The sequence below is a fragment of the Micromonospora sp. M61 genome, assembly GCF_018070245.1.
Lineage (GTDB): Bacteria > Actinomycetota > Actinomycetes > Mycobacteriales > Micromonosporaceae > Micromonospora > Micromonospora zamorensis.
This window is the reverse complement of the sequence record NZ_JAGPYA010000002.1, coordinates 1-23,210: the sequence shown is the minus strand read 5'-3', so window position 1 is coordinate 23,210 and position 23,210 is coordinate 1. Positions and strand designations below refer to the sequence as shown.

21 protein-coding genes and 2 pseudogenes are annotated in these 23,210 nt (G+C 71.8%); 16 read left to right on the top strand and 7 right to left on the bottom strand.

Going from position 1 to position 23,210, the window contains the following annotated elements; genetic code table 11:
- Positions 1-159: 159 nt before the first annotated feature.
- From lepB (KBX34_RS01275) to KBX34_RS01255, 5 genes are read left to right on the top strand one after another with little or no spacing between them, the layout of a single operon-like run.
- Positions 160-1,029, top strand: coding sequence for a signal peptidase I (lepB, locus tag KBX34_RS01275; RefSeq protein WP_210922801.1), 870 nt, complete (start codon positions 160-162; stop codon positions 1,027-1,029).
- A 10-nt stretch (positions 1,030-1,039) separates the two neighbouring features.
- On the top strand, positions 1,040-1,675 hold the full coding sequence (lepB, locus tag KBX34_RS01270; RefSeq protein WP_088946624.1) for a signal peptidase I: 636 nt from the start codon (positions 1,040-1,042) through the stop codon (positions 1,673-1,675).
- A 54-nt stretch (positions 1,676-1,729) separates the two neighbouring features.
- Positions 1,730-2,263: an NUDIX domain-containing protein gene (locus tag KBX34_RS01265; RefSeq protein WP_307871307.1), complete on the top strand. Its 534-nt coding sequence runs from the start codon at positions 1,730-1,732 to the stop codon at positions 2,261-2,263.
- The gene (locus tag KBX34_RS01260; protein ID WP_088946626.1) at positions 2,257-3,069 is read left to right on the top strand and encodes a ribonuclease HII; all 813 of its coding nucleotides are present in this window, start codon (positions 2,257-2,259) and stop codon (positions 3,067-3,069) included. The genes KBX34_RS01265 and KBX34_RS01260 overlap by 7 nt, the downstream gene beginning before the upstream one ends.
- On the top strand, positions 3,066-3,389 hold the full coding sequence (locus KBX34_RS01255; RefSeq protein WP_007075222.1) for a DUF2469 domain-containing protein: 324 nt from the start codon (positions 3,066-3,068) through the stop codon (positions 3,387-3,389). Before KBX34_RS01260 ends, KBX34_RS01255 begins: the two co-directional genes overlap by 4 nt.
- A gap of 84 nt (positions 3,390-3,473) precedes the next feature.
- Here KBX34_RS01255 and KBX34_RS01250 read toward each other — a convergent pair whose 3' ends face one another.
- Complete coding sequence (locus KBX34_RS01250) at positions 3,474-4,601, bottom strand: sulfite oxidase (protein WP_210922799.1); 1,128 nt, start codon at positions 4,599-4,601, stop codon at positions 3,474-3,476.
- A gap of 161 nt (positions 4,602-4,762) precedes the next feature.
- Between KBX34_RS01250 and KBX34_RS01245 the strand changes: the two genes are divergently transcribed.
- Both KBX34_RS01245 and KBX34_RS01240 read left to right on the top strand, forming a co-directional pair.
- A complete protein-coding gene (locus tag KBX34_RS01245; protein WP_210922797.1) occupies positions 4,763-5,215 on the top strand; it encodes a DUF4240 domain-containing protein in 453 nt (150 codons plus the stop codon).
- A gap of 114 nt (positions 5,216-5,329) precedes the next feature.
- A pseudogene (locus KBX34_RS01240) lies at positions 5,330-5,920 on the top strand (M23 family metallopeptidase); the annotation flags it as partial.
- 39 nt (positions 5,921-5,959) lie between these two features.
- Here KBX34_RS01240 and KBX34_RS01235 read toward each other — a convergent pair.
- From KBX34_RS01235 to KBX34_RS01215, 5 genes are all read right to left on the bottom strand, one after another.
- Positions 5,960-7,141 carry an aminotransferase class V-fold PLP-dependent enzyme gene (locus KBX34_RS01235; protein WP_210922795.1) on the bottom strand — a complete coding sequence of 394 codons (1,182 nt, stop codon included), beginning with the start codon at positions 7,139-7,141 and terminating at the stop codon, positions 5,960-5,962.
- Positions 7,142-7,184: 43 nt separating this feature from the next.
- Positions 7,185-8,288, bottom strand: coding sequence for a tyrosine recombinase XerC (locus KBX34_RS01230; RefSeq protein WP_210792167.1), 1,104 nt, complete (start codon positions 8,286-8,288; stop codon positions 7,185-7,187).
- Between the two features lie 295 nt (positions 8,289-8,583).
- Positions 8,584-9,798, bottom strand: a complete 1,215-nt coding sequence (gene dprA, locus KBX34_RS01225) for a DNA-processing protein DprA (protein WP_210922792.1) — start codon at positions 9,796-9,798, stop codon at positions 8,584-8,586.
- The gene (locus KBX34_RS01220) at positions 9,795-11,315 is read right to left on the bottom strand and encodes a YifB family Mg chelatase-like AAA ATPase (protein ID WP_210792169.1); all 1,521 of its coding nucleotides are present in this window, start codon (positions 11,313-11,315) and stop codon (positions 9,795-9,797) included. Before KBX34_RS01220 ends, dprA begins: the two co-directional genes overlap by 4 nt.
- Before the next feature lie 32 nt (positions 11,316-11,347).
- Positions 11,348-11,707 (bottom strand): YraN family protein, encoded by a 360-nt coding sequence (locus KBX34_RS01215; RefSeq protein ID WP_099851219.1) that lies wholly within the window; start codon positions 11,705-11,707, stop codon positions 11,348-11,350.
- A 159-nt stretch (positions 11,708-11,866) separates the two neighbouring features.
- Between KBX34_RS01215 and KBX34_RS01210 the strand changes: the two are divergent.
- The 8 genes and pseudogenes from KBX34_RS01210 (at position 11,867) to KBX34_RS01175 (ending at position 20,958) form a co-directional block, all read left to right on the top strand.
- A pseudogene (locus KBX34_RS01210) lies at positions 11,867-12,974 on the top strand (hypothetical protein).
- Between the two features lie 391 nt (positions 12,975-13,365).
- Entirely contained in the window at positions 13,366-14,280 is a 915-nt protein-coding gene (gene rpsB / locus KBX34_RS01205; protein ID WP_210922786.1) for a 30S ribosomal protein S2, read from the top strand.
- Positions 14,281-14,413: 133 nt separating this feature from the next.
- Positions 14,414-15,241 (top strand): translation elongation factor Ts, encoded by an 828-nt coding sequence (tsf, locus tag KBX34_RS01200; RefSeq protein WP_088946656.1) that lies wholly within the window; start codon positions 14,414-14,416, stop codon positions 15,239-15,241.
- A gap of 161 nt (positions 15,242-15,402) precedes the next feature.
- Positions 15,403-16,170, top strand: coding sequence for a UMP kinase (pyrH, locus tag KBX34_RS01195; protein WP_088946657.1), 768 nt, complete (start codon positions 15,403-15,405; stop codon positions 16,168-16,170).
- Positions 16,171-16,253: 83 nt separating this feature from the next.
- Positions 16,254-16,811 (top strand): ribosome recycling factor, encoded by a 558-nt coding sequence (gene frr, locus KBX34_RS01190; protein WP_088946658.1) that lies wholly within the window; start codon positions 16,254-16,256, stop codon positions 16,809-16,811.
- Positions 16,812-17,203: 392 nt separating this feature from the next.
- On the top strand, positions 17,204-18,484 hold the full coding sequence (locus KBX34_RS01185) for a phosphatidate cytidylyltransferase (protein WP_210922784.1): 1,281 nt from the start codon (positions 17,204-17,206) through the stop codon (positions 18,482-18,484).
- 103 nt (positions 18,485-18,587) lie between these two features.
- Entirely contained in the window at positions 18,588-19,745 is a 1,158-nt protein-coding gene (gene rlmN / locus KBX34_RS01180) for a 23S rRNA (adenine(2503)-C(2))-methyltransferase RlmN (RefSeq protein WP_210922782.1), read from the top strand.
- A gap of 31 nt (positions 19,746-19,776) precedes the next feature.
- Positions 19,777-20,958 carry a DivIVA domain-containing protein gene (locus KBX34_RS01175; RefSeq protein ID WP_210922780.1) on the top strand — a complete coding sequence of 394 codons (1,182 nt, stop codon included), beginning with the start codon at positions 19,777-19,779 and terminating at the stop codon, positions 20,956-20,958.
- A gap of 85 nt (positions 20,959-21,043) precedes the next feature.
- On the opposite strand, the gene KBX34_RS01170 is transcribed toward KBX34_RS01175, so the two are convergent.
- Positions 21,044-21,265 carry a DUF2631 domain-containing protein gene (locus tag KBX34_RS01170; protein WP_088946662.1) on the bottom strand — a complete coding sequence of 74 codons (222 nt, stop codon included), beginning with the start codon at positions 21,263-21,265 and terminating at the stop codon, positions 21,044-21,046.
- Between the two features lie 199 nt (positions 21,266-21,464).
- Between KBX34_RS01170 and KBX34_RS01165 the strand changes: the two genes are divergently transcribed.
- Positions 21,465-23,045, top strand: a complete 1,581-nt coding sequence (locus tag KBX34_RS01165; protein ID WP_088946663.1) for a Rieske 2Fe-2S domain-containing protein — start codon at positions 21,465-21,467, stop codon at positions 23,043-23,045.
- Positions 23,046-23,210: the final 165 nt, after the last annotated feature.

The window sequence follows — 23,210 nt, the reverse complement described above, 5'->3', positions numbered from 1 at the left end:
GAGCTGTGCGTATGCCGTACCGACCAGACCGCACTACCCTGGTCGTACGGGCGCAGCGAGGCGGCGGCCCCGCCCACGTGGCGGGCAGCCGTCCACTACCGCCCGTGGAGCCTCGACGAGGCTCCCGGGCGGTAGTGCTTCTGTGGACCGGGGAGTGGCGTGGTGCAGACGCTTGACGAGGACGGCACCGTCGATCCGTGGCGCCGGCGGGCTCGCCGTGCCCGCCGCCAGATGCCCCTCTGGCAGGAGCTCCCGCTGCTGCTGGTGGTCGCGTTCTGCCTCGCGGTGCTGATCCGCACCTTCCTGCTCCAGGCGTTCTTCATCCCGTCCAGCTCGATGGAGGACACGCTCCTCATCGGGGACCGGGTGCTGGTCAACAAGGTCGTCTACGACGTACGCGACCCGCAACGCGGCGAGGTGGTGGTCTTCCGGGGCACCGACCGCTGGGCGCCGCAGGTCGACGAGCAGCCGGCGCCCGGCGTCGCCGGCAAGCTCACCCGCACCGTCGGTGACCTGGTCGGGGTGAGTCGTCCCGGCGAGAAGGACTTCATCAAGCGCGTGATCGGTCTCCCCGGCGATCGGGTCAAGTGCTGCGACAGCCAGGGTCGGGTGACCGTCAACGGCACGCCGCTCAACGAGCCGTACGTGCTACGGGACTCCCCGCTGGACCTGCCGCCCAACCCGGCGGAGTGCCGCTCCCGGCGCTTCGACGAGGTCGTCGTACCGCCCGGTCAGATCTTCGTGATGGGTGACCACCGCGAGGTCTCGCAGGATGCGCGCTGCCAGGGTCCGGTGCCGATCGACAACGTGGTCGGCCGGGCCTTCATCGTGGTCTGGCCCCAGTCGCGGTGGACTTCGCTGTCGGTGCCGTCGACCTTCGACGACGTGTCCGCGCCGGCGACGGCTTCCCCCGGCGCACCCCCGGTGCAACCGACCCCGCAGGGCGGTGTGCTGCTGATACTCCCGTTGGTAGCCGCACTGCGTGGTTCCCGCGCGTTCCGGTCGGTGGCGTCCAGTGCGGCAACGTAGGCTCCTTGGCGTGATTGACGAGCAGACCGACAAGCCGCGCAGCTCCTTCTGGAAGGAGCTGCCGATCCTGCTGGGTGTGGCGATCCTGGTCGCGGTGCTGGTCCGCGCCTTCGTGCTGCAGACCTTCTTCATCCCCTCCCCGTCCATGGAGAACACTCTCAAGATCGACGATCGGGTGCTGGTCAACAAGCTGGTCTACGACTTCCGATCGCCGCACCGCGGCGAGGTGATCGTGTTCAAGGCTCCGACCGCCTGGAGCGGCAACCCCGACGGTGAGGACTTCATCAAGCGGGTGATCGGCGTCCCCGGTGACCACGTGGTCTGCTGCGACCCGGAGGAACGGCTGATGATCAACGGCAAGTCGTTGGACGAGCCGTACATCTTCTCGATGGACGGCATCCGCGACAAGCCCGCCGATCAGGAGTTCGACATCACCGTGCCGAAGGGCCGGCTGTGGGTGATGGGCGACCACCGCTCGGCTTCCGGCGACTCCCTGGAGCACTGGCAGCAGTCCGGGCAGAACATCACCGAGGCCACGATCCCCGAGGACGACGTCGTCGGTCGGGCGTTCACCGTCTTCTGGCCGGTGAGTCGGGCCACCTGGCTGACCGTGCCGGACCAGTTCGACGGCATTCCCAAGCCGTAGGCCGCCCGGGGCGTGGGCGATCCGCCGCCGGTCTGGCAGGCTGGGGCGGTGACCGTGAGCGCGAGGAGTGAGCCTGCGAGCCCCGCAGCCGCGAGCAGTGCCGACCGTGCCTACACCCCTCGACGCGCCGCCCGCGTGCTGCTCGTCGACGCGGCCGGCCGGGTCCTGCTGTTCGAGGGCTTCGACCCGGCCCGACCAGGGCACCGCTACTGGTTCACCCCCGGCGGTGGGCTCGACCCGGCGGAGTCCCCGGCAGCCGGCGCGGCACGGGAACTGGCCGAGGAGACCGGGTTGCGGCTCGACCCGGCCGAGTTGGGCGAGCCGGTCTGGTGCGACACGACCGAGTTCACGTTCGACGGCACCTGGTACCGCCAGGAACAGGACTTCTTCCTTGTCCGGGTGCAGTCCTGGCAGGTGGACACCACGGGCTTCAACGACGTCGAGCAGCGCAGCATCGCCGATCACCGCTGGTGGCTTCCCGCCGAGTTGGCGGTCAGCGGTGAGCGGTTCTATCCCCCCGAGCTGCCCGTCCTGCTGACCCGGCTGGGGCAGTCGACCGGCGCGGGCCAGGGCGAGGCGTCGTGCTGACCCCGCCGCGCACCGTCGTGCGCCGCGAGGCCGGCCTGTACGCCCTGGAGCGAGCGCTCCAGCGGCGCGGCTTCCGGCACGTCGCCGGCGCGGACGAGGCGGGCCGGGGCGCGTGTGCCGGTCCGCTGGTCGCCGCCGCGGCGGTGCTGCCCGAGGGGCGGCGCGGCGAGATCGAGGGGCTGGCCGACTCGAAGCTGCTCACCCCGGCGAGCCGGGAACGGGTGTACGCGGAGGTGGTGGACCGGGCACTCGCGTACGCCGTGGTGGTCATCCCCGCGGACGAGGTCGACGCCCGGGGGCTGCACGTGTGCAACCTGGCGGCGATGCGTCGGGCGCTCGCCTCCCTCACCACCCGCCCGGAGTACGTGCTGACCGACGGCTTCGGCGTGGACGGCCTGGGCGTGCCCGGCCTGGCGGTGTGGAAGGGTGACCGGGTCGCGGCGTGTGTGGCGGCGGCCAGCGTGCTCGCCAAGGTCACCCGGGACCGGATCATGGTGGAGCTGGACGGGGTGTTCCCGGCGTACGGCTTCGCCGAGCACAAGGGTTACATCACCCCGGAGCACTCCGCTGCGCTGCGGGAGCACGGGCCGTGCCGGGAGCACCGGTTCTCGTACGTCAATGTCGCCGCGGTCTCCGGCCGCGACGGCCGGCCGCCGCGGGCCCGACGGCCCGGCGGCCACGCGCTGGAAGAGCCGATGGAGCGCTCCTGGGCGTCAGGGGGTACCGTCGGCGTGGCGTTGGGCGAGCAGCCTCGGCCTCCGGCGCCGGTGGGGGAAGATGTGGCCATGGAAGGCGGAGTGCGATGAGCGCGGAAGATCTCGAGAAGTACGAGACCGAGATGGAGCTGCAGCTCTACCGGGAGTACCGCGACATTGTCCGCCAATTCTCGTACGTGGTGGAGACGGAACGTCGGTTCTACCTGGCCAACCAGGTCGACCTGCACGTGCGCAACTCCGACGGCGAGGTCTACTTCGAGGTCGAGATGCACGACGCCTGGGTGTGGGACATGTACCGTCCTGCCCGCTTCGTGAAGAACGTCCGGGTGATGACCTTCAAGGACGTCAACGTCGAAGAGCTGGAGAAGCCCGACATCTCGCTGCCCGCCGACTCCGGCTTCGGCGGCTGACCGCACCCACGCCGGTCGGCCGCACCACGGGCCCCCACCCGCGGTGTGACCCCCGCTGCCGCCGATCACTCGGCCGGCACCTCTTCACTCGGCCGGCACCACGACCTCGACCCGCTGCACCAGGTTGTTGGCGAAGCCGCCACGGTTCCACGGCTGCTCGACCGGCTGGGTGCGACCCGACGCGTCGGTCGCCCGGGCACCGAGTACGTGCCGGCCCGGCGTGGCGGACCACTCGTAGCGCCACCGCCGCCAGGCGAAGTCGCCGCCGTCCGCCGGGTCCAACTCGGCCGGCACCCAGCTCTGCCCACCGTCGGTGGTGACCTCCACGGAGACCACCGGCGCGTGCCCCGACCAGGCCCGACCGTCCACCGTGCACGGCCCGGGCCGCAGCACCCGGCGGCGGGACATGAAATCGGGGAAGCCGGGCGGGCGGACCAGCGCGCGGGGTTCGATCCGGGTGACCGGAACGCCCGGGTCGTCGGCGTCGGTGCGCACCCGGTACGCGACGGCGTTCTGGTAGCCCTCGAACGGCTCGGTGCGGATCTCGACCGACTGGAGCCACTTCACGTGCGCCATGCCGTACCAGCCCGGCACGATCAGCCGAAGCGGGGCGCCGTGCTGCGGCAGCAGGGGAGCGCCGTTCATCTCGTACGCCAGCAGCACCTCCTCGCGCAGCGCGTCGGCGACCGGAAGGGCCCGCTGGTAGTCCTGCTCGACCCCACGCTCGACGCCGTGGTCGGCGCCGGTGAAGACCACGTCCACCGCGTCCGGCCCGAGGCCTGCCTCCCGCAGCAGCGGAGCGAGGGGGGTGCCGGTCCACTCGGCGTTGCCGACCGCCTCGACCAGCCAGGGCTGGCTGACCGGCCGGGGGTGCAGCAGGGCTCGCCCGTTGCCGGCGCACTCCAGGGTCACCTGCTGGGTGACCCGTGGCCGTTCACGCAGGTCGGCGAGGGTGACCGTCAGCGGACGGTCCACCGCGCCGCCGATGGTCAGCGTGTGCGCCGCCGGGTCGACGTCCGGGATGTCGTAGTGGATCAGCAGGTAGTGCAGCCCGGCCGGTGTGACGTCGTAGCGCAGCGCTTCCAACGGGATGCCGTGGTTGCGGGCGGCGAGCTGCAACTCCTCGGCGCTGATCGCCTCGTCCGGCTCCGCGAGCCGGGACGGGCCGCTCACGTCGGCCACCGTCGGCGTCCGGTCATCGACAGTGGTCATGCCTGGGCCTCCCCGGTCCACACGGCGGCACCCGCCGTACGCGGACCAGCCTAGGCCCTCCCTGGCAGCACGAACATGGCCCGGGGGACGGTGGGGTGAGGTCAGCGGGGGAGGAGGAGACTGGCGCCGGTTCGGCCGAACAGTCCCGGTGGAGGCTCCCAGTGCTCGCAGATGAGGAATTCTGGCGGCTCGTCGACATGTTGGGCGGTCAGCCGGAGGTCCAGGACGACCGTCCGTACGAGCGGTTGACCTCGGTGCTGTCGGAGCAGCCGGTGGAGCGGATCATCGACTTCGCCGAGGCGCTGGCGTTCAAGCTCCACCAACTGGACCGTCGGGTGCTGGCCCAGGCTGTCCTGCCCGGCGCCGACCGACTGTCCGATGACGACTTCCTGTATGCGCGGTGCGCGGTGGTGGTGGCGGGACCAGCGGCCATGGCAGCCGTGCTGGCGGATCCCGCAGCGTTCGAGCGCTTCACCGCCGTCGGGGCCGCTCATGCGGAATCGATCCTCGACGTCCCCTCCGACGCCTACCAGAAGGCGACCGGGGAAGGAGTGGGACCACGTCGAGGAGTACGACTACGAGACCGGCTCGAACGAGCAGTGGTGGTGACCTGACCGGTCGTAGCAGATCCTCGGCATCACTGGGTGGTCGTCCACAGGACCTCTGGTTGTCCACAGGTCCGCAGGCCGGGCTGGCGGACGACCCGGCTTCGGTCGGAGGCTGCCGTCATGCGACCCCCACCCGTCCCGCGCACCGGCCCGGTCCGCCATGCCGGGCTGCTCCGCGCCGCGCTTGCCCTCGCGCTGATCGTCCAGCTCTGCGGGTTGGTCGAGGCGACACCCCGCGAACCACCGACGCCGACCGTGCCGGTCGCGGCGGCCCTGCCGTCCTCCCCGGAGCCTGCGGGCCGGTTCCGCTGGCCGCTCGACGGGCCGTCTCGCCCGGTACGCCGATTCGACCCGCCGCCCCGGCCGTGGCTGCCCGGTCACCGGGGCGTCGACCTGGCCGCGCCGGCCGGAACGGTGATCCGAAGCGCCGGTCCGGGCACCGTGCTCTTCGCCGGTCTGGTGGCCGGGCGACCGGTGATCACCGTGGGGCACGCCGACGGGCTGCGAACCACCCACGAGCCGGTCCGACCGGCCGTACGTCCCGGCCAGCAGGTCACCGCCGGCACGCCGCTGGGCGAGCTGCTCCCCGGACACCCGGGTTGCCCGGCCGCGGCGTGCCTGCACTGGGGCCTGCGCCGTGGCACGGACTATCTGGACCCGCTGGCACTGCTCGGCCTCGGCCCGGTGCGACTGCTGCCGGTTAATCAGGCCGGCCCTCCGCTGCCGGTCAATGAGGCAGGCCTCGGCGAGTCAGCGCTGGGCGAGCAGGGCCGGCAGCCGCACGGCCAGCCGCTCGTACTCGTCGGCGGTGTTGTAGACCTGACCGGTGAGGCGCAACCACCCCCGGCCGTTCCAGCTCATCACCGCCACCTCGGCGGCGAGCCGTTCGCCGATCCGCGCCTGCAACGCCCGCGCCGCGTCGATGGTGGCGGCCAAGCCGGCCGGCAACGGAATGAGGCGCAGAGACACCTCCGGCCCGCCGGGGTCGGGCAGTTGGGCGGGAGGCACCCCCAGCGCGTCCGCGACCACCCCTTGGCCGTACGCGGCGAGCGCGGTGTTGTGCGCCCGCACCCGGTCGACGCCGAGACTGCGCAGCGTGAACAGACCCGCCGGAGCGGCCAGCCAGGACGTGTAGTCGAGGGTCGCCTGCCACTCGACCCGGGCCGGGAAACCAGACTCCTGCTCCCAGGACACCACCAGCGGCTCGATCCGGTCCCGCCACTGCGGTGCCACCGCCAGCAGGGCGGTCCCGCGCGGGGCGTACGCCCACTTGTGCAGGTTGCCCACCCAGAAGTCCGCGCCGATGCTGGCCACCGTCGTGGACAGCATCCCCGGGGCGTGTGCGGCGTCGACCAGGACCGGTACGCCGTGTTCGCGGGCCACCCCGACGATCGCGGCGGTCGGGAAGAGCTTGGCCGTGGCAGAGGTGAGCTGGTCGACGACGAGCACCCGGGTCCGCCCGGGGCGCAGGCCTTCGCGGATGATCTGCACGAGCTGCTCGTCGCTCGCGGCCAGCGGGATCGGCAGCACCCGGCTGACCGCTCCGGTGCGACGGCACTCGCGCTGGATGGCCAGGCTCACCGCCCCGTACCCGTGGTCGGTGCTGAGCACCTCGTCGCCGGGTTGCAGACCCAGCGACTGGAGCACGACGGCGACGCCGGTCGTGGTGTTGCCCACCAGGGCGCTGCCGTCGGGGTCGGCACCCAGGAACCCGGCGAGGTGCCGGCGGGTGTGCGCGATCCGGTCGACCAGGCCCTGGGTGAAGAAGCGCAGCGGGTTGGCCTCCATCTCGTCACGCAGCCGCTGCTGGGCCCGCTGCACCCCGATCGGGACCGCGCCGAACGAGCCGTGGTTGAGGTGGCTGACCGCCGGGTCCAGGGAGAAGAGCAGGCGGGCGCCCGGAATGGGTTCAGGGGGCTGCGGGACGCTCACGTGATGATCGTAACCGCCAGGGCCCCCGCCCTCCGGCCCTTGATCAGGCGCGCGGGTGGGCCTGACGGTAGGCGGCACGCAGCCGCTCCACAGAAACGTGCGTGTAGATCTGCGTGCTGGCCAACGACGCGTGGCCGAGCAGCTCCTGCACGGCCCGCAGGTCCGCGCCGCCCTCCAGGAGGTGGGTGGCCGCCGAGTGGCGCAGACCGTGCGGGCTCGTCCGGGGCAGGCCGGCGGCCTCGGCGTACGCACCGACGATCTGACGGGCCGTCGTCGGGTTGAGCCGGCCACCCCTGGCACCCAACAGCAGCGCGTCCCCGGAACGCGCACCCACCAACGCCGGACGGCCCCGGCGCAGCCATTCGTCCAACGCCCGCTGTGCGGGCACCCCGTACGGCACCGCGCGCTCCCGTCCGCCCTTGCCGAACACGCGGATCACCCGTCGACCGTGGTCGACGTCCCCGACGTCCAACCCGCACGCCTCGCTGACCCGTACACCGGTGGCGTAGAGCAACTCCAGCAGCACCCGGTCGCGCAGCGGCACGGCCTCGGCCTCGGCCGTCTGCGCCGCGCCCGGTGTCGGCCCGGGAGATGGGTCGGTGGGAGCTGGGCTTACGGACGGCGCCGGCCGCACCGGAGGGTTGGTGGGAGCTGGGTCCACGGGCGGTGCCTGCCGTGCCGGCGGGTTGGTGGGAGCTGAACCCACGGGTGGTGCCTGCCGCGCCGGCGCCTCGACCAGGGCGGCGGCCTGATCGGCGCGTAGGACGCTGGGCAGCTCGCGGTGCGCACGCGGACTGGCCAGCGCCGCACCGACGTCGGCGGAGAGCAGCCCGGCCCGGTGCGCCCATGCGCTGAACGCCCGTGCCGACGCGGCCCGGCGGGCCAGCGAGGTGCGGGCCGCACCGGTGGTGCGTTGCTTCGCCAGCCAGCTGCGCAGCACCGACAGGTCCAGCTCGGCCAGGTCGACGCAGCCCATCCGGACGGCGTGGTCGAGCAGCGAGACGAGATCGGTGACGTACGCGCGGACGGTGTGCGCCGACCGGTTACGCACCCGGGACAGGTGCTCGGCGAAGTCGTCCACGGCGTCACGCAGCTCGGGCGGTAGTGCCTGGTGCATGGCCCGGGTGCCCCGGTCCGGCCGGCTCATCGTGGCTGCACCAACTTGCGGACCGGGCCATCGGCCCCGGCACCTTCACTGGCAGCTGGCACGGCACCAGCCTACGGCCGAGCGACGAGGATCACCGGCCCCCACGGTGCCGGTGTTCGTCGGGCCTCGACTATCGCCTGTTGGACCTCCTGATCAGCACCACCACCAGGCCGGCAATGAGCACGGCGGACGTGAAGAGACAGCACAGCACCGTGATGTGCCACGGCTTGACAGCACCCATGACCGGGCACCGTACCGGTAGGAGCGACATCTCAGTGCCCCCGCGCTGGCGCCCTCAGGCCGACCCGGACGTCGTCGCCGCCGTCGTGCGCTTCGGTCGGGAGCGCGGGATGAGGGCGTAACCGCCGTCGCGACGAACCACCATGGACAACTCCTCCAGGAGAGACAACTTGCGCAACGCGGTCCGCACGTCGACACCCGCGCGGGCGGCGAGGCGGTCCACGCCCATCACGCCTCGCCGCGGCAGCGCCTCCAGGAGTGACCGCGCGTCGTCGTCGAGCGCGTCGGCCGGCTGCTGCGGGCCTCGCGCCGGCGGGGCCAGGTCCGCGCCGATCCGGCCCACCTCCTCCAGCACGTGCGCCACCCCGGTGACCAGCCGGGCCTTGTCGGGGAACTCGCGCAGCAGCTCGTGCGCACCGACGGACATCGCCGAGGTCACCGGCCCAGGCACCACCATGGCCACCCGGTTGGTGTGGATGGCTCGCCGCGCGGTCTGCGTCGCGCCACTGCGTGCCGACGCCTCCACCATGACGGTGCCCCGGGTGCCTCCGGCGATCACCCGGTTGCGGATCAGAAACCGGGGTCGCAGCGGTTCGGCACCGGGCGGCCACTCGCTGACCAGCAACCCGGTGTCGGCGATCCGGTCGAAGAGTGCGGCGTTGCCCATCGGGTACGGCCGGTCCAGCCCACAGGCGAGCACCGCGACGGTCAGGCCGCCGGCGTTGAGGGCACCCCGGTGGGCGGCGGCGTCGATGCCGAACGCGCCACCGGACACGACCGTCCAGTCCCGCTCGGCGAGCCCGTAACCCAACTCGGTCGCGACGTGCTGCCCGTAGCCGGTGGCCGCCCGCGCCCCGACCACGGCCACCGAACGATCCAGGGCCTCGCCCAACGGCCAGCTTCCGCGTACCCAGAAGCAGAGCGGCGGGGCGGTCTCCACGTCCACCCGCCGGGTGACATCCGGCAGGCGCAGGTTGGCCAGGACCGCGACCTGGGCTGGCCACTCCTCGTCGTCCGGCGTGACCAGGCGTGCTCCGAGCCGGTCCGCGCGCTCCAGCGCCTCGGCCGCCACCGCCCGGGCGTCGCCGGCCGCCGTCCGGGCGGCCACCGTGCTGTGCAGCCAACCGTCCGGGCTGCCGCCGTCGAGCAGCAGGTCCAGGGTCGCCACCGGGCCGTGCCGTTCGACCAGTCGGTGCACCGCGCGGGTGCCCGGCTCGGCCAGCCAGGTCAGGGCGACCCGGGCCAGCCGCCGTTCGTCGTCGGCGCTCATGTCGCTTCTCCCGTCCGGAGTTGGATCGCTTCCCGCACGTCGTCCAGGTCCGGCCGATCCCGGCCGTCCAGGTCAGCGATGGTCCAGGCCATCCGAATGACCCGATCGAAGCCGCGCGCCGACAGCGAGCCGGAGTCGAGCCGGCCCCGTAGTTCGGCGGTGACCCGGGCGGGCAGCCGCCACGGCGGTCGGCGCAGGTGCGGGCCGTCCACCTCGGCGTTCACCCGCCGGCCGAGACCGGCCCAGCGGGTGGCCGCAGCCTGCCGGGCCGTTGCCACCCGGGCGGCGACCGTCGCCGACGGCTCGGTGTCGCCCTCGGGTGCCAGCAACTCCGCCGCCCGCACCGGCATCAGCCGAACCTGTACGTCGATCCGGTCGAGCAGCGGCCCGGAGAGCCGGCCCAGGTAGCGGCGGCGGACCAGCGCTGTGCACTCGCAGTGCGCGTCGCCGGACGGCTTCGCACACGGGCATGGATTTGCGGCAAGCACCAGTTGGGTCCGGGCCGGGTACACGGTGCCGCCCCCGCTGCGACTCAGCTGGATGCGACCGTTTTCCAGTGGTTGGCGCAGGGCCTCCAACGCGCCCTTGCTGAACTCGGGGGCCTCGTCCAGGAACAACACCCCGCGGTGTGCCAGCGACACCGCGCCAGGCCGGGCCAGCCCCGAGCCTCCACCGACCAGCGACGGCACGGTCGCGGTGTGGTGCGGCGCCTGGAACGGCGGGCGACGCAGCAACCGGCCGCCCGGCGGCAGCAGCCCGGCAATCGAGTGCAGCGCCGTGACCTCCAGCGCCGCGTCGTCGTCCAGCTCGGGCAGGATCGACGGCAGCCGTTCGGCCAGCATCGTCTTGCCGGCACCCGGAGGGCCGAGCAGGGCCACGTGGTGCCCGCCGGCGGCGGCGACCTCCAAGGCGCGTCGACCCAGCTGTTGCCCGGCGACATCGGCGAGATCCGGTCCGTCGTCCAGCGGTGCCGGGACGGCCGTCGGAGGCTCGATCAGCGGAGTGCCGTCGCGAACGAAGGCGACCAGCCGGTGCAGGTTGTCCACCGCTCGCACCCGTACCCCCGGGATGACCGCGGCCTCGGCGGCGTTGCCGACCGGCACGATCACCCGCCGGACGCCGGCCTGGGCCGCGGCGGCGACCATCGGGAGCACGCCGCGCACCGGTCGGACCGTCCCGTCGAGCCCCAACTCGCCGAGGACCACGACCCCCTCCAGGGGGAGCAGCGGCAGTTCACCGGAGCCGCCGAGTAGCGCCGCGGCGATGGCGAGATCGAAGGCCGAGCCGAACTTCGGCAGCGTGGCGGGCAGCAGGTTGAGGGTGATCCGCCGGTTGGGCCAGCGCTGGCCGGAGTTGACCACGGCGGCACGGACGCGGTCGCGGGCCTCGTGCAGGGCGGTGTCCGGTAACCCGGAGATCGCCACCGCCGGCAGGCCGGCGGCCAGGTCGGCCTCCACCTCGACCAGGTGACCGGTCACCCCGACCAGGCCCACAGAGAGCACCTTGGCGTAGCTCATGGCGCCGTCACCGATCCTTGGGAGCGCGCATGTCAGAACGCGCCCTTGAGGTGGTCGACCTGCGCCGGGCCGGCGTCGGGCAGCCGCACCGACAGCACGTCGAAACGCACCTCCTCGGCGGTCGTGCCGGTCTCGGTCAGCCAACGGGCGGCGAGCCCTCGCAGCCGGCGGGCCTTGGCCGGAACGACCGCCTCGGCCGGGGTGCCGAAGTTGTCGCCCCGGCGGGTCTTCACCTCGCAGAAGGCGAGCACCGGCCCGTCCCAGGCGATGATGTCGATCTCCCCGGCCGCGCAGCGCCAGTTGCGGGCGATCGGGCGCAGCCCTGCCTCGGTCAGGTGCCGGGCGGCACACCGCTCGCCGTACGCGCCGACCGCCTGGTTCCGATTCGTCATGGCCGGCACGGTGCCCGCCAGAGAGCGCGTTTCGCGACCCCGGTGACGGCCCAGCTGTGGACGACGGGCGTCCTGTGGACAACCGGACGATCATGCCCGGATGTGCTACGACGACATCCTGGACAGGTTGTGCCTGCAGTGTCGCTGAGCTGGGGCCGGATGGCGCGCGGGCTGCCGGTCGCATACGGTGCCTGACGTGGACGGACGACGGAGCTTTCCGGAAGATCAGGAGTCGCGCTGGTACCCCGATGAGCGGGGTCGCGGTTACGGCGAGTCGGAGTGGCGCGGCACGGGCGAATCGCGGTACCGGGACACTGAGGTTCCCGAGCAGCGCGGCCCCGACGAGAGCCGCTCCGTCGAGGACACCGGCGTCGGTCGCCGCCGGGAGCCGGACTCCGGTCGCTTCGGCGCCGTCGATGCGAGCGGCCGCTTCGGTACGCCTGAGTCGGACTCGGGTCGGCTGAGCGCGGTGGACGCGGGCCGGTTCGGCGCCCCCGAACCGGACTCGGGCCGCTTCGGTGCCGTGGAAGCCCCGCCTGGTCGGTTCGGCGCCAGTGAGCCTGAATCGGGGCGATTCGGCGCGGTCGACCCGTTGAGCGATGCGCGATCGGAAGCGGACGGTTATCGGGCGACCCGCTCGCGGAGGGCTGACCGGGACCCGTCGGAGGTCTCCGGTGAGCTGCCCGGTCGACGGGCCGCCCGCGAGTCGACCGGGCTTGGTTCACCGCTGACCACCGGCCTGCCGGAGGCCACCAGGGACGCCCTGCCGGCGTCCGAGACGTCCGCTGCCGTGCTCGCCGACCAGGTGCGTCCCGCCCCGCTGGCTGGCTACCCGATCATCGAGCCGAGCCGGGGTGGTGACACGCCACACCCGCTGGAGATGCCGACCGGCCCGATGCCGGGGATCGGTCCCCGCCCGGACCTGCCCGCGACGGAGCCGTCGACGTACCCCCCGGTGGCTGACGGCGTCTACCGGACCCGCCGGCCGGTGCTGGCCGTACTCTTCGCTCTGCTGGTGTTGATCTTCGAAGTCCCCGCGCTGCGGGTGCTGCTGGCGGGCGTGACCGGCGACCCGGTGGACGCCGGGAACGTGGTGGTGGGTATCGCCCTGGTCGCCGGGCTGCCGATCTTCGCGACTGGGCTCTACGGGCTCCGGACCGGCGGTCTGGCGCTCTCCGACGGTGGTCGGGGGTGGCTCCGCCCGCCCACGGCCTACCTGACGGTCGGGCTGGTGCTCTTCCTTGCGGCCGCGCTCGCTGTCGGCTGACCCGTCGAGCGCCACCAGCTGTGCGTGGCGCTGCCTGCCGCGTCTTGATCGACTCGGCTTTCAGGAAGTCGCGGTGTCCGGATGGGCGCGAAGCCGCGGTTTCCAGGAAACCGAGTCGATCATCGCCGAACGCGCCGCCCCGCCGTGCGCCCGCCGCGCATCCCGCGCACTTCGCACCCCGGGGCGGCTGAACGGGCGAGGGGCGTACACTGGCCAACTGGCGACCGCCTCGTGCGGTCGACCTCGCGCGCCCTCTTCACGAATCGTCGTGGAGCGACGGCCTCCCTGGTCCCGATCTTGATCGGGTCCACCATGGGTCGGCGACCAGGCGCCAGGACGCCCGGCCACCGGCCGGGCGTGACAACCAGGGATCTTGAGGAGTACCCCAACCATGGCCGTCGTGACCATGCGCCAGCTGCTGGAGAGCGGTGTCCACTTCGGGCACCAGACCCGGCGCTGGAACCCGAAGATGAAGCGCTTCATCATGACCGAGCGCAACGGCATCTACATCATCGACCTGCGCCAGACCCTCGAGTACATCGAGAAGGCGTACGAGTTCGTGCGTGGGACCGTCGCCGAGGGTGGCAGCATCCTGTTCGTCGGCACCAAGAAGCAGGCCCAGGAGGCGATTGCCGAGCAGGCGACCCGGGTCGGCCAGCCGTACGTCAACCACCGCTGGCTCGGTGGCATGCTGACCAACTTCCAGACGGTGTACAAGCGGCTCCAGCGGATGAAGGAGCTGGAGGGTCTGGGTGACCTCAGCGGCACCGCCGCCGGTTACACCAAGAAGGAGACCCTGCAGCTCTCCCGCGAGAAGATCAAGCTGACCCGCACCCTCGGTGGTCTGCGGGACATGCAGAAGCTTCCCGCCGCGGTCTGGATCGTCGACACCAAGAAGGAGCACATCGCCGTCGACGAGGCCCGCAAGCTGGGCATCCCGGTGATCGCGGTGCTGGACACCAACTGTGACCCGGACGAGGTCGACTTCCCGATCCCGGGCAACGACGACGCGATCCGCTCGGCGGAGCTGCTGACCAAGGTCGTCGCCGCCGCCGTCGCGGATGGTCTGATCGCGCGTTCCGGCCGTCGCCGGGGCAACGACGAGAAGCCCGAGGGTGTCGCGAGCGACGAGCCGCTGACCGAGTGGGAGCGCGAGTTGCTGGAGCCGAAGAAGGCCGACGAGTCGGCCGCCCCGGCCGCCCCGGCCGAGCAGCCCGCCGCTGCCGCCACCGAGCAGCCCGCCGCCACCCCGGAGCAGCCGGCGCAGGCCGCCACCGAGCAGCCGGCGGCCGCCACCGCGGAGTGATCGCACCGTCGCTGCCCGCCGTCCGTTTTCGCGACCGGGGGGCAGCGACGGTACGCCGGGCACGATCCGCCCGGATCCGGGTAACCGTCACCTCTGACCATCCACACGCCGTCTCAACACCGAAGAGAGAGCCATGTCCCAAATCACCGCCGCGGACGTCAAGAAGCTCCGCGACCTCACCGGCGCCGGCATGATGGACAGCAAGAAGGCGCTGACCGAGGCCGAGGGCGACTTCGACAAGGCCATCGAGATCCTGCGCGTCAAGGGCGCCAAGGACGTCGGCAAGCGGGCCGGTCGTACGGCCGCCAACGGCCTGGTCGCCCACTCCGGCAAGGCGCTGCTCGAGCTCAACTGCGAGACCGACTTCGTCGCCAAGACCGAGTCGTTCATCGCGCTGGCCCAGCAGCTGGTCGAGCACGGCGAGCGCGCCGGCGTGAACACCGCCGAGGAGCTGCTCGCCACCGAGCTCGACGGCAAGGTCGTCGCGGACCTGATCCAGGAGCAGTCGGCCAAGATCGGCGAGAAGCTGGTGCTCAACCGGTTCGCCCGGGTCGAGGGCACCACCGCCGTCTACCTGCACCGTAAGGCCCAGGACCTGCCGCCGGCCGTTGGTGTGCTGGTGTCGTACACCGGTAAGACCGACGAGGCTGGCGACGCCGACGCCCGTGGTGTGGCCATGCAGATCGCCGCGATGCGGCCGAAGTACCTGACCCGGGACGAGGTTCCGGCTGAGGTCGTCGAGTCCGAGCGGCGCATCGCCGAGCAGACCGCCCGCGAGGAGAACAAGCCCGAGGCGGCCCTGCCGAAGATCATCGAGGGTCGGGTGAACTCGTTCTTCAAGGACTACGTCCTGATCGAGCAGTCGTCCGTCGCTGACAACAAGAAGTCGGTGAAGCAGCTGCTGGCCGAGGCTGGCATCGAGGTCACCCGCTTCGTGCGGTTCGAGGTCGGCCAGGCCTGAGCCGTCACCGGGCGCCGTGGGCGCCCGTGGGCAGAAGACGTCGACGAGGAGGCCGCCGGTGTACGTGACAGGCACCGCGGCCTCCTTGTCACATAGGGTCGGCAGCGGCAGGTTCGCGGTACGCGCCGCACGGGGCGTGCGCGTGGGGAAGGGCGGGGCGGATGACGCAGGTTGTGAGTGACCGGACGCTGGCGGTGGACGATCCGACGGCACCGCCGCCGGGACGCGCCCGCCGGGTGGTGCTGAAGCTCTCCGGTGAGGTGTTCGGCGGCGGCGCGATCGGCGTCGACCCGGACGTCGTCCAGGCCATCGCCCGGCAGATCGCCACCGTGGTCCGTCGCGGCGTGCAGGTCTCCGTGGTGGTCGGCGGCGGCAACTTCTTCCGCGGCGCGGAGCTGCAGAAGCGCGGGATGGACCGGGCCCGCGCCGACTACATGGGCATGCTCGGCACCGTGATGAACTGCCTCGCGTTGCAGGACTTCCTGGAGAAGGAAGGCATCGAGACGCGGGTGCAGAGCGCCATCACGATGGCTCAGGTCGCCGAGCCGTACATCCCCCTGCGGGCGATCCGGCACCTGGAGAAGGGCCGTGTGGTCATCTTCGGCGCCGGCGCCGGGATGCCGTACTTCTCCACCGACACGGTGGCCGCCCAGCGGGCTCTGGAGATCCGGGCCGACGTGGTGCTGATGAGCAAGAACGGCGTGGACGGCGTCTACACCGCCGACCCGCGGATCGACCCCACCGCCAGCAAGCTCGACTCGATCACCTTCTCCGAGGCGCTGCGCCGCAACCTGCGGGTGGCCGACGCGGCGGCGTTCAGCCTCTGCATGGAGAACGGCCTGCCGATGCTGGTCTTCGGCGCGCAGGGTGACGACACCATCATCCGCGCTGTGGGTGGCGACAAGATCGGCACCCTGATCACCGCCTGAGCCCCGCCGACGGCGACGGCAGCGGCGGTCCTGACGACTTTCAGCAGAGCCCACCACGAGCACAGAAGGAGGCGAGGAGACCGGTGATCGACGACACCCTCCTCGAGGCCGAGGAAAAGATGGAGCGTGCGGTTGAGCACGCCAAGGAGGAGTTCGGCGCCATCCGTACCGGTCGCGCCAACGCCGCCATGTTCTCCAAGGTCATCATCGACTACTACGGCACGCCCACGCCACTGACCCAGATGGCGTCCATCGCGGTGCCCGAGCCGCGGATGGCCATCATCAAGCCGTACGACAACTCGCAGATCAATGCGATGGAGAAGGCGATCCGCGACTCGGACCTCGGGGTGAACCCGAACAACGAGGGCAACCAGTTGCGCATCCTGCTCCCGCAGATGACCGAGGAGCGCCGCCGCGACATGATCAAGGTGGCCCGGCACAAGGGCGAGGAGGCCAAGGTGGCGATCCGCAACGTCCGCCGCCGTGGCAAGGAAGAGCTGGACCGGATCGTCAAGGACGGTGAGGCCGGCGAGGACGACGGTCGCCGCGCCGAGAAGGAACTCGACGACCTGACCCAGCGCTACGTCGCCAGCATCGACGACCTGGTCAAGCACAAGGAAACCGAACTGCTCGAGGTGTGACCGTCCGCCCGTCGCTCGGGTGAGATGCGCCGAGGCCCGACCCCCACCGGGGCCGGGCCTCGTGTCGTACGTGAGCGGGGAAGCCGGACGGTCCTGAGGCTCTTCCCGGATCGTGCGGGAGACGAGTCGGATCATGACTGCGGTCTGCGTACCGGATGGGTGGGTATCGCTCGGCGACGGGCCGCCGGCCAGGGGCGATGTCGATCGCCGTGCCTCGTCCGCCGTGCCGATCCGGCGGGTGCAGTAGGCTCGGCAGGATTCCCGGCCACCGGGCGGTGAACACCGGGAATCGACCGACCGTCGGGGCGGTCAATCGGAGGAACATCGCGCGTGTAGGGGATGCTTGTGGTCTTGCGTCATGTGGTGGTTCTCGCGCCTCGTCGCGGTGCGTGATGTCCCACCCCGACCCCTACGGCAGCGAGCCTCGCGGCTGGGACCGCGCCGAGCGCCCGGTGGCACTGCCGTGGCCCGAGCAGGACCTGGAGGCCGGCCAGTGGAGCCGCCGTCCCACGGCTGGCCCTGAGCTGTACGCCGACCCGCACACCCGGCCGTACGCGGACCCGAACCCGTACGACGAGCGCGGCCGGGCCGTCCGCCCGGACGACCGGGACCGTTTCGACGACCGCGACCCTCGCGAGGACGACGAGCCCGTCCGTTACGACGGCCCGCCACCGTTCGACGGACCGGTCCGCTACGACGACGACGCCGGTTACCCGACCGCGCAGCTCGCGCCCATCGGGGCCGAGATCGCACCGGACCCGGAGCCGGTGATCGAGCCGGAGCCGCCGTCCGGTCGGCGGACGAAGGGCCGACGCCGGGCCAGTGTCGATCGACCGGCCACCCAGCAGTTGGGCACCGGGCGTGCCGGCCGCAACCTGCCGGCGGCGATCGGCGTGGGGCTCGGCCTCGGCGCGTTGATCGTGGTGCCGCTGGTGGTCTACCCGTTGGCGTTCCTGCTGGTGCTCGCCGGTGCCGTCGCCGTCGGCATGTGGGAGATGGCCCGGGCGGTCCGACGCAGCGGCGCGCACCCGCCGTTGGTGCCGCTGATCGCCGGTGGCGTGCTGACCGTGGGCCTGGCCTGGTTCGCCGGCCCGGACGCGCTCAGTCTGGGGCTGCTGGTCACCGTGCTGGGCACCATGATCTGGCGGCTGGGTGACGGGCCGGCCGGCTTCCAACGGGATCTCACCGCCGCCACCCTGATCGCGGTCTACGTGCCGTTCCTCGCCGGGTTCGCGGCGTTGCTCGCAGCGGCCCCCGACGACGGCCCACTGCGCATCCTGGCCACGCTGATCGCGGTGGTCCTCTCCGACACCGGTGGGTACGCGGCCGGCGTCTCCTTCGGGCGACACCCGATGGCCCCGTCGATCAGCCCGAAGAAGTCCTGGGAGGGCTTCGCCGGCTCGGTCACGGCGGCGGCCCTGGGCAGTGCGCTGCTGTTGTGGCTGATGTTCGAGGTGGCCCCCTGGTGGGGTGCGGTGTTCGGGGTGGCCGTCTCCTGCGCGGCGGTCCTCGGCGACCTGGCCGAGTCGATGATCAAGCGGGATCTCGGCGTGAAGGACATGAGCAACCTGCTGCCCGGCCATGGCGGTCTGATGGACCGGCTGGACTCGATCCTGTTCGCGGTGCCGACGGCCTACCTGCTGCTGGCCGTCTTCGTGCCGGTGGTGAACTGAGGCATGATCACGGCGTTCCGGTCATCTGGCTGCGGCGGTCGCCGCCCGTTCGACACCTCCGGACCGGCACCTGCCGCCGACGGCGTGACACACTAGACCAGCCATGACGAGCCTGCCGTTGATCCCCGCCATCTCGGGCGCCACCGCCGCGCGCCGAGCCTCCATGCCGCCGAAGCACCTCGCCGACCTGGACCTGGCCGGCCGCCAGGCGCTGGTCACCGAGTTGGGTGAGCCCGCGTTCCGTGCCAAGCAGGTCTCGAATCACTACTTCGGGCGGCTGGTCCGCGACCCGCAGGCCATGACCGATCTGCCCGCGGCGACCCGGGAGCGGCTGTCCGAGCAGCTCATGCCCACCCTGCTCACCCCGGTGCGCGAGCTGGCGTGTGACGACGGCGCGACCCGTAAGGCGCTCTGGCGGCTGCACGACGGCGCTCTGGTGGAGAGCGTGCTGATGGGCTACCCGGACCGGGTGACCGTCTGCATCTCCAGCCAGGCGGGCTGCGGGATGGCCTGCCCGTTCTGCGCGACCGGCCAGGCCGGGCTGACCCGCAACCTGTCCACCGCCGAGATCGTCGACCAGGCCGTGTACATGGCCGGCGTGGCGGCCTCCGGCGCGGTGGTCGGCTCCCCGCCGCGGCTGTCGCGTGTCGTGTTCATGGGCATGGGCGAGCCGTTGGCCAACTACAACCGTGTGATCGGTGCGATCCGTCGCCTGGTCAGCCCTGCTCCGGAGGGGCTCGGCCTGTCCCAGCGGCACATCACCGTTTCCACGGTCGGCCTGGTTCCGGCCATCCGCCGACTGGCCAGCGAAGACCTCTCAGTGACCCTTGCGCTGTCGTTGCACGCGCCCGATGATGATCTGCGCGACGAACTCGTGCCGGTGAACCAGCGCTGGAAGGTAGCCGAGGTGCTGGACGCAGCGTGGGACTACGCCGCCCGGACGGGCCGTCGCGTGTCGATCGAGTACGCGATGATCAAGGACGTGAACGACCAGCCGTGGCGAGCCGACCTCCTCGGGCGGCTGCTGGCCGGCAAGTTGACCCACGTGAACCTCATTCCACTCAATCCGACGCCGGGCAGCCGCTGGGACGCGAGCCCGAAGCCGGTGGAGCGGGAGTTCGTCCGGCGGTTGCGCGATGCCGGGGTGTCCACCACCGTACGGGACACCCGAGGTCGCGAGATCGACGGCGCGTGTGGTCAGCTCGCCGCCGCCGAGGACAACGACACCAACACCGACCGCGCCGGAGAGGCACCGGCGTGACCGGGCGTGGCGAACGAGACCAGGAGACATAGTGGCGAGTCAGGGTCAGCGTTTCCGGCGCAAGGCGCTCCGCCGGGGATACAAGGTCGACGAGGTGGATGCCTTCCTCGACCGGGTCGAGGCGACACTCGACGGCCGACAGGTCGGCGCGCCGGTGGCCTCCCAGGAGGTCCACGACGTCGTCTTCCGGGTCCGGTTCAACGGCTACGACGAGTGGCAGGTCGACCTGCACCTGGACCGGGTGGAGCGGCAGCTGGCCGAGCTGGAGGAGCGCAACAGCGCCGGGCGCGGTGGCGACCCCCGGATGGGTGACCGGATGGGCCCACCGGACCGGATGGGGCCGCCGATGCGCGATGAGCGGGGCATGGTTCCGCAGCCGATGCCGCCCCGTCCGATGCCCGCGCAGGCCGGCCCGCCCGACCGCTACGGCCGCTACGACGAGCCGACCGGTGCCTTCGCCGGTGGGTACGACGCCCCCCGCGGCGGTTACGACGCGCCGCGCGGCCCGGCCGGCCCTGGCCCGATGGGTCCCGGCGGCCCGATGGGCCCCGGCCCGATGGGTGGCCACGGCGTTCCGCCGCGCGGCCTCCCCGCCGGCCCCTCGGGTTACGGCCAGGACGACCAGCGCTCGCCCGGTGGTTACGGCCAGGACGACCAGCGCTCACCGGGTGGGTACGGCCCGGACGACCAGCGCTCGCCCGGCGGCTATCCGCCGGAGGAGCCGCGCTTCGACGGCTTCGAGGCCGGGCGACACGGTCGGGCCGACATGACCGCCGAGATCCGGATGCCGGAGCGGGACCTGCGCGACATGCGCCGGGGCCCGGCCGGTCCGCCGCAGCTGCCTCAGCAGGGCATCGGTGGCCCGCCGATGGCCGGCCCGCCCGCCGTGGCCGGCCCCCCGATGGGCGGCCCGCCGATGGGTGGTCCGCCGATGGGTGGTCCGCCGATGGCCGGCCCCCCCGGCAGCGATCTGTACCGGGTCGACCAGATCCGCCGCAGCTTCCAGGTGCGCCGGTTCGGCAGCGGTTACGACCCGGACCAGGTGGACCGGTTCTTCGAGACCCTGCTCGGCGGCATGCAGCGCCGCAACCCGATGCCGGTCGACCCGAAGGACCTGGACACGCTCCGGTTCGGGCTGGTGCCCGGCGGCTACTTCGAGGCTGAGGTCGACGCCGCGCTCAAGGACGTGCAGGACATTCTCTTCGGGCGCTGACCCCGACTCGTACGGACGAGGGCCCGTCCCCCGGGTGGGGGCGGGCCCTCGGCGTCGTCGGCCGGTCGTCCGGCGGTCGGTCGGGTCAGGAGCGCAGACCGTTGCGCCGAAGCACGATGTCGCCGATCACGATGATCAGCAGCAGCGCGGCCAGGCCGATCAGCCAGAGGTCCTCGACCCTGCCCTCGTGGTTGCCGCAGATCATCGCCAGCAGCGCCAGTGCGGACAGCACGGCGCCGATCTGCCCGGCCTTGCGGTGCCCGGGCTTGTGCTGGTCTGGCGACGTTACCGGCTCGCTTCCTGCCACTGTCGGTCCTTCCCTCGCGATCGGATCTTTGGTTAGTCTGGCACGCCTCCTGCTCGGCGCGGCGGGGTGGGGGTTTCCCGGCCGTCAGGCCCTGCCCACCCGGGGCCGAACGGCACTACCGGCGTCGCGGGGCGGCGGTCAGACTCCCTCCGGTAGCGTTTGGCGTACACCTGATTGTCTGTTTGAGGGGGACTGTGCGGTGCGAGTGACCGGAACCGGGCACGCCAGCATGCGGATCGACACGGCCGCGGGCAGCATTCTGTGCGACCCGTGGGTCAATCCGGCCTATTTCGCCTCGTGGTTCCCGTTCCCGGACAATTCCCTGCTCGACTGGGAGACTCTGGGCCAGGTCGACTACCTGTACGTGTCCCACCTGCACCGGGACCACTTCGACGCCAAGCACCTGCGGGACTTCATCTCCAAGGACGCCACGGTCCTGCTCCCCGAGTTCCCCACCTCGGAGATGGAGGACGAGTTCCGGGCGCTTGGTTTCACCAAGTTCCTGAGGGCGCCCAACGAGCAGGTCGTGGAGCTGCCCGGCGGCCTCAAGATCATGATCCAGGCGCTGACCAGCCCGACCGATGGACCGATCGGCGACTCTTCGCTCTGGGTCGAGCACGACGGGGTGCGGTTGCTCAACCAGAACGACGCCCGCCCCACCGACCTGAGCGTCTTCGCCGAGTTGGGGCACGTGCACGCGCATCTGCTCCAGTTCTCCGGCGCGATCTGGTACCCGATGGTCTACGAGCTGCCGCAGGCGGCGAAGACCGCGTTCGGCAAGCAGAAGCGTGACCGGCAGTTCGACCGGACGTGGCGCTACATCGACGACCTGAAGGCCGACCACGTCTTCCCGATCGCCGGCCCGCCGTGCTTCCTCGACGACGAGCTGTGGCAGTTCAACGACATCCACGGCGACGAGGGCAACATCTTCCCCGACCAGTCCGTCTTCCTGGCGGAGTACGCCAAGGTCGGCGGCACCAACGGCATCGTGCTGCTGCCGGGCAGCGTCGCCGAGGTCACCACCGAGGGCGCGAGCACCACCCACCCGGTGCCGGTGGAGGAGTTCTTCGCGAACAAGGTCGCCCACCTGGAGGAGATGCGGGAGCGTAAGCGCCCGGTCATCGAGGCTGAGAAGGCATCCTGGCGGCACCCCGAGGTGGACGTCCTCGGCGAGATGAAGCGCCGCATCGAGCCGCTGCTGGACGAGTCGATCTACCTCGCCAAGGGCGTGGGTGGCCCGGTCCGCTTCGACCTGGTCGGCTACGACGGCGAGAGCGTCGAGTCGATCGTGGTGGACTTCCCGGGCAAGGAGGTCCGGCCGTACGCCGACGAGAAGGTCCGCTACCGGTTCCGTACCGAGCGGTCGCTGATCGAGCACCTGCTCTTCATCGACGAGGTGGACTGGGTCAACTCGCTCTTCCTGTCCTGCCGCTTCTCGGCGGCCCGGATCGGCCAGTACAACGAGTTCGTCTACGCGTTCTTCAAGTGCCTCTCCGAGGAGCGTCTCCAGTACGCCGAGGGCTGGTACGACGAGCACGAGCGCAGCACCGACGCCGAGGACATCACCCTGGGCGACTGGGTTGTGCAGCGGCGCTGCCCGCACCTCAAGGCGGACCTGACCCGGTTCGGCATCGTCGACGGTGACCAGCTCACCTGCCAGCTGCACGGCTGGCGCTTCGACCTGCCCAGCGGCCGTTGCCTCACGAGCGTCGGCCACAAGGTGAGAGCCCACCGGGTGGACGCGGAAACCCCGGCCCCCGCAGGCGAAGCGGTGATCTGACCGCCTGGTTGATCATGAAGTTATTGCCCCGACACGCCGCTTGGGGTCAAGGGGTGAGTGCAATCGTCAGGTGGCGATGAGGTGGTCCAGGCGCTCGGCTGGGGTTGCCCAGCCGAGTGTCTGGCGGGGGCGGGTGTTCATCTCGTGGGCGACTTCGTCGAGGCC

What these genes read in the sequence shown, in the direction of transcription:
- KBX34_RS01255 (WP_007075222.1), top strand. Translation starts at nt 3,066, where the DNA reads ATGAGCGCGGAAGATCTCGAGAAGTACGAGACCGAGATGGAGCTGCAG.
- KBX34_RS01250 (WP_210922799.1), bottom strand. Translation starts at nt 4,601, where the DNA reads ATGACCACTGTCGATGACCGGACGCCGACGGTGGCCGACGTGAGCGGC.
- KBX34_RS01230 (WP_210792167.1), bottom strand. Translation starts at nt 8,288, where the DNA reads ATGAGCCGGCCGGACCGGGGCACCCGGGCCATGCACCAGGCACTACCG.
- dprA (WP_210922792.1), bottom strand. Translation starts at nt 9,798, where the DNA reads ATGAGCGCCGACGACGAACGGCGGCTGGCCCGGGTCGCCCTGACCTGG.
- KBX34_RS01220 (WP_210792169.1), bottom strand. Translation starts at nt 11,315, where the DNA reads ATGAGCTACGCCAAGGTGCTCTCTGTGGGCCTGGTCGGGGTGACCGGT.
- KBX34_RS01215 (WP_099851219.1), bottom strand. Translation starts at nt 11,707, where the DNA reads ATGACGAATCGGAACCAGGCGGTCGGCGCGTACGGCGAGCGGTGTGCC.
- rpsB (WP_210922786.1), top strand. Translation starts at nt 13,366, where the DNA reads ATGGCCGTCGTGACCATGCGCCAGCTGCTGGAGAGCGGTGTCCACTTC.
- tsf (WP_088946656.1), top strand. Translation starts at nt 14,414, where the DNA reads ATGTCCCAAATCACCGCCGCGGACGTCAAGAAGCTCCGCGACCTCACC.
- pyrH (WP_088946657.1), top strand. Translation starts at nt 15,403, where the DNA reads ATGACGCAGGTTGTGAGTGACCGGACGCTGGCGGTGGACGATCCGACG.
- KBX34_RS01185 (WP_210922784.1), top strand. Translation starts at nt 17,204, where the DNA reads ATGTCCCACCCCGACCCCTACGGCAGCGAGCCTCGCGGCTGGGACCGC.
- rlmN (WP_210922782.1), top strand. Translation starts at nt 18,588, where the DNA reads ATGACGAGCCTGCCGTTGATCCCCGCCATCTCGGGCGCCACCGCCGCG.